This window comes from Micromonospora sp. ATA51, from assembly GCF_016802855.1.
Classification (GTDB): domain Bacteria; phylum Actinomycetota; class Actinomycetes; order Mycobacteriales; family Micromonosporaceae; genus Micromonospora; species Micromonospora sicca.
In genome coordinates this window covers 1-5,171 of the sequence record NZ_JAEVHJ010000403.1, presented here as the reverse complement: position 1 = coordinate 5,171, position 5,171 = coordinate 1, and the positions used below count along the sequence as shown (strand labels likewise).

The window sequence follows — 5,171 nt, the reverse complement described above, 5'->3', positions numbered from 1 at the left end:
CCGGGCCGCCGGGCGGGGGCCGGCCTCCGGCGCGTCCGGCCGAGGCCGAGCGCCGCCAGCACCCCGGCCGCCTTCGCGTGCGTCTCCGCCACCTCGCCCGCCGCGGTGGAGTGCCGCACCAGGGTCGCCCCGACCGGCACCCGCAGCTCGCCCGCGGGGGAGAGCTCCGCGGTCCGGATCGAGGATCGGCGCGTCCAGGGTCTGCCGGCCGGCGTCGTCCCGGCCGAGCAGCGCGAGGACGCCCGCGTAGTAGCGGCGGCCCGCCCGCTCGTGCCGGGCGATCACCCGGCAGGCGTTCTCCATCGGGCTGCCGGTGACCGTCGGGGCGAACATCGTCTCCCGCAGCACCTCCCGGACGTCCCGCGAACCGCGCCCCGCGAGCAGGTACTCGGTGTGCGTGAGGTGCGCCATCTCCTTCAGGTACGGCCCGACCACCTGACCGCCGTGCTCGGCGACCGTGGCCATCATCTTCAGCTCCTCGTCGAGCACCATGTACAGCTCCTCGACCTCCTTCGGGTCGTGGAGGAAGCGCAGCAGGGCGTCGCGGTCCGCCGCCGCGCCGGTGTGCCGGAACGTGCCGCTGATCGGGTTCATCATCACCAGGCCGTCGTCGACGCTGACGTGCCGTTCGGGGCTGGCCCCGACCAGGGTCCGGTTGCCGGTGTGCACCACGAACGTCCAGTACGCGCCGCGCTCGCGCAGCAGCAGCCGGCGCAGCGCGGCCAGCGCCGCCACCAGCGTCGGCCCCTGCACGGTGGCCCGCATGGTCCGGTGGATGACGAAGTTCGCGCCCTCGCCCCGGCCGATCTCGTCGGCGAGCACCCGGCCGACCGTCGCGGCGTACTCGTCGTCGGCGATGTCGAAGCCCGCGCCGGTGCTGCGTACCGGGCCGTCGGGCAGGACGTCGAGCGCCTCGGCCAGTCCGATCCGATGGTGTTCGGCGATCTCCAGGCATTCCAGTGGCACCCCGTCGTCGATGCAGGCGAAGCCGCGCTCGCCGATCTGCCGGTACGGGACCAGGGCCAGCGTGCGTGGGCCGGGCGGCCGTCCGGCAGCGGGATGTCGGCGAGCCGGTCGGCCGTGCGTACGGTGCCGGTGAACAGCTCGAGGTGGTCGGCGCCCTCGCGGCGGACGAGGGCGAACGGGCCGGGGTCGACGCCGTCGGCGACGGCGGCGAGCAGGTCGTGCGGGCGGGTCATCGAGGTCTCCTCGGGCCGGGAGCCGCCGGCGGGGCGGCCCGGGATGCCGGGGAGAGACCGGCGGCCGCCTCGTCGGGCGGCCGCGTGGGAAAGCTACGCGCGGGGGTGGGCCGCCGGGTCGGCGGGCCACCAGCAGGACAGGTGCGCGGGCATGGCGATCACTGTACGCGACCCGTCGGGCCCCGGGAACCTGATCGCCGCGTCCCGGCCGAGTCGGGATCTTGGCTTCGCCGGCCGCCCTGCCGGGTAGGTTGACCGGCGATGGACATTCTCGCTCTCGACCTGGGCACCTCCTCCGTGCGGGCACTCGTGCTGGACGCGGACGCCATCCCGCGGCCCGGCGCGCTGGCGCGGCGGAAGGTGCACGTGGTCACCGGCGAGGACGGCAGCGGCACGCTGGACGGCCGGCGGTACCTCGCCTGCCTGCTGGAGTGCCTGGACGAGCTGGCCGACGCCGGCCACCTGCGCGACATCGAGTTGGTGACGGCCTCGGCGCAGTGGCACTCGGTGGTCCCGCTGGACGCCGACGGCGAGCCGATCGGGCCGGTGCTGACCTGGCTGGACACCCGGCCGGAGCCGCCCGCGGGCGCGGCCGGTCCGGCGACCCGGATGCCTTCCACCAGCGCACCGGCACCTGGTGGCACCGCTGCTTCTGGTCGGTCCGGCTGCCCTGGCTGCGGGAGCGCGCGGGCACCCCGGTCGCCCGCTTCGCCGGCCTGGCCGAGTACGTCCTCGGGGTGCTGCTCACCGAGGCGCCGGTCTCCATCTCGATGGCCTCCGGGACCGGGCTGGTCGACCTGCGCCGGCTGGGCTGGGACCCGGAGGCGTGCGACCTGGCCGGCGTACGCCCCGGCGAGCTGCCCCGGTTGGCCCCGATGGAATGGCGCGGCCGGCTGCGGCCGGAGTACGCCCGGCGCTGGCCGCAGCTGGCCGGAGCGCGGTGGACCGCGCCGGTGGGCGACGGCGCGGCGTCCAATGTGGGCTCTGGCTGCGTCGACCCGTCCCGGGCCGCGGTCACCGTCGGCACGTCGGCCGCGGTACGCCTCATCCAGCGGGTGCCGGCCGGAGTGGACCTGCCGCCGCTGTCGAATCAGCTGTGGCGCTACCGGGTGGACCACGAGCACGTGGTGACCGGGACGGCGTACTCCAGCGGCGGGAACATCTTCGCCTGGGCCCAGCGGGAGCTGCGGCTGCCCAGCGGCGCCGAGTTGGAGGCTGCGCTGTTCCGGGTGCCGGCGGACGGCCGGGTGATGGCCAATCCCCGCTTCGGCGGTGACCGCCCGCCGGGCTTGGCCCCGGCGGGCTCCGGTGAGCTGCGCGGGCTCAGCTTCGGCACCACCGCCGTCGACCTGCTCGCCGAGTTGATGAGGGGCCTGTGCCGGCTGGTCGCCGAGGACCTGACGGTGCTGGAGTCCGGCGTGGTGAAGCCGGCCGAGGTGGTGCTCGGCGGGGGAGCGATGGCCGCCTCGGCGTGGTGGCGGCAGGCCTTCGTCGCCGCGCTGGCCCCACGACCGGTCCGGCACCAACGACATCCGGAGATCGGGGCGACCGGGGCGGCGTTGGTGGCGCTGGGCCGGGTCGCCGACGGGGGACGGATCGGCGGCATCGGCCGGACGGACTAGGTGGACGCGCCGAACACCGTAGCCGGTGCCCGGCCGGGCTGACCGTCCTCGTTCACCGGCCGGTCAGGCCGTTGACACCGCACGCCGGCCTGGTTGGATGGACTGCGCTCCCCGAGGTGGCGGAGGCGAGGGACCGAGGAGGCATGTGTGGGTGCAGGTCCCGACCCCGATCGGGGCGCGGTCTCGAACCACCGCCGGAGTCGGTTCGACGTGCGGGTCGTGCCGCACCGCCGCCGTTCGGCCCTGCGGCTGCGGGACTGGCGGATGGGGACCAAGCTCGCCACCGTGCTGGTCATCCCCACGGTGGCCTTCCTGGTGCTGGCCGGCGTGCAGACCCGCGGCCTGGTCGGGCAGACCACCACGCTGAGCGACTTCGCCCAGCAGGTCGGCATCGGCCGGCAGATCACCGAGGCGGTGGACCGACTCCAGCGGGAGCGGGACCGGACCGCGGGCGAGCTGGCCGCGCTGCACGAGTCCGCCGGGGGCGCCGAGCGGGACGCGGCGATCGCCGCGCTGAAGCCGCTGCAGACCGCCTCCGATCAGGCCCTGGCCGACCTGCGCGGCGCGGCCGAGCCGCTCGCCGACGCGACGCCGCCTGGCGGGTCGGCTACTCCGAGGTTCTCGAGGCGTACGACCAGGTCATCTACATTCGGGCCGCGGTGCCGCCGGCGGTGCTCAGCAGCGACACCATCCTGAGCAACTACCACCGGGCGATCGGCGCGCTGCTCGCCCTGCTGGCCCAGCCCTCGCCCGGTGACGACCAGCGGGCGCTCACCGACGCGGTGCTGCGCTACGTCCAGCTCTCCCGGGTCAAGGAGCTCTCCTCGCGGATCCGCGCCGAGCTCTACGCGGCCGCCCGCGCCGCCGGTACGCGGCCGACGACCAGGTGGCCCTGGCCGACCTGCGGACCCAGCAGCTCACCGCCCTGGGCGCGTTCCGGGTCGTCGCGACCGCGGACCAGGTTCGCCGATACGACCAGACCTCCGAGGACCCGGGGTTCGTGGCGGCCACCAAGCTGGAGGAGACGACCCTGCCCGGCACGGCCGCCGAACCGGCGGTGCTGCTCGCGCCGGCCTGGTGGATAGTCAGCGAGCGGCGCCAGGACCTGCTGCACCGGCTCGAGAACGAGGTCCTCAACGACGCCGTACGCCGGGCCGACGCGGCCAGCTCGGGGCAGCTGCGGGACACCCTGCTGGTCGTCGGCGGCATCGGCGCGGTGCTGCTGGTCGCCGTGCTGATCTCGCTGCTGATCGGTCGCTCCATCGCCCGGTCCATGCGGCTGCTGCGCAGCCAGGCGCTGCGGATCGCGCAGGTGGAACTCCCCGACGCCCTGGACCGGCTGCGCGCCGTGGACAGCCCGGTGACCGGGATCGACGTGCCGCCGGCGGTGGTCCGTTCGCTGGACGAGATCGGCGAACTGGCCGAGGCGTTCGTGGCGGTGCACCGCAGCGCGGTCAGCGTCGCCGTCGAGCAGGCGCTGATGCGCCGCAACGTCAACGCCATGTTCGTCAACCTCGCCCGGCGCAGCCAGGTGCTGGTCGAGCGGCAGCTCGAACTCCTCGACGACCTGGAACGCGAGGAGAGCGACCCGGAGCAGCTGGAGAACCTGTTCAAGCTGGACCACCTGGCCGCTCGCATGCGCCGTAACGACGAGAGCCTGCTGGTGCTGGCCGGCACCGAGTCCACCCGGCGGTGGACCCGGCCGGTCGGCCTGGCGGCCGTGCTGCTGGCCGCCAGCGCCGAGATCGAGCAGTACCAGCGGGTCCGCCACGACTCGAGCCCCGACCTGCACGTGGTCGGGCACGCCGTCGGCGACCTGGTGCACCTCTTCGCCGAGCTGCTGGAGAACGCGACCGCGTTCTCCCGCCCGGACACCATCGTCCGGGTCACCGCTCGGGCCGAGGGCCTCGGGGCGCTGGTGGAGATCGCCGACCAGGGGCTCGGCATGAGCCCGAGCGGGCGCGCGGAGGCGAACGCGCTGCTGGCCGAGCCGCCGGCGGCCGACGTCGCGGCCTCCGAGCGGATGGGCCTGTTCGTGGTCAGCCACCTGGGGGCGCGGCACCGCATCCAGATCCGGCTGGAGGGCGGCGAGGGCGGCCTCGTCGCCCAGGTCCGGATCCCCGCCGAGCTGCTCGCGCCGGCGCCCGCCCCGCAGCTGGACGCCCCGGCGTCGCCCCGGATGCTGACCACCCCGATCGGCGCGGCCATCCGGCCGGCCACCCCAGCCGCGGTGCCGGTGACCGGGCTGCCGGCATCCAGATCCGGCTGGAGGGCGGCGAGGGCGGCCTCGTCGCCCAGGTCCGGATCCCCGCCGAGCTGCTCGCGCCGGCGCCCGCCCCGCAGCTGGACG

General features: G+C 75.5%; 3 pseudogenes. 2 read left to right on the top strand and 1 reads right to left on the bottom strand.

The features are described 5' to 3' along the window. Nucleotides 1-1,199: pseudogene (locus JNW87_RS34390) on the bottom strand (chorismate-binding protein); the annotation flags it as partial. Between the two features lie 261 nt (nt 1,200-1,460). Between JNW87_RS34390 and JNW87_RS34385 the strand changes: the two are divergent. Both JNW87_RS34385 and JNW87_RS34375 read left to right on the top strand, forming a co-directional pair. Continuing rightward, nucleotides 1,461-2,821 (top strand): annotated as a pseudogene (locus JNW87_RS34385) (FGGY family carbohydrate kinase). Nucleotides 2,822-2,964: 143 nt separating this feature from the next. After that, nucleotides 2,965-5,171 (top strand): annotated as a pseudogene (locus JNW87_RS34375) (nitrate- and nitrite sensing domain-containing protein); the annotation flags it as partial.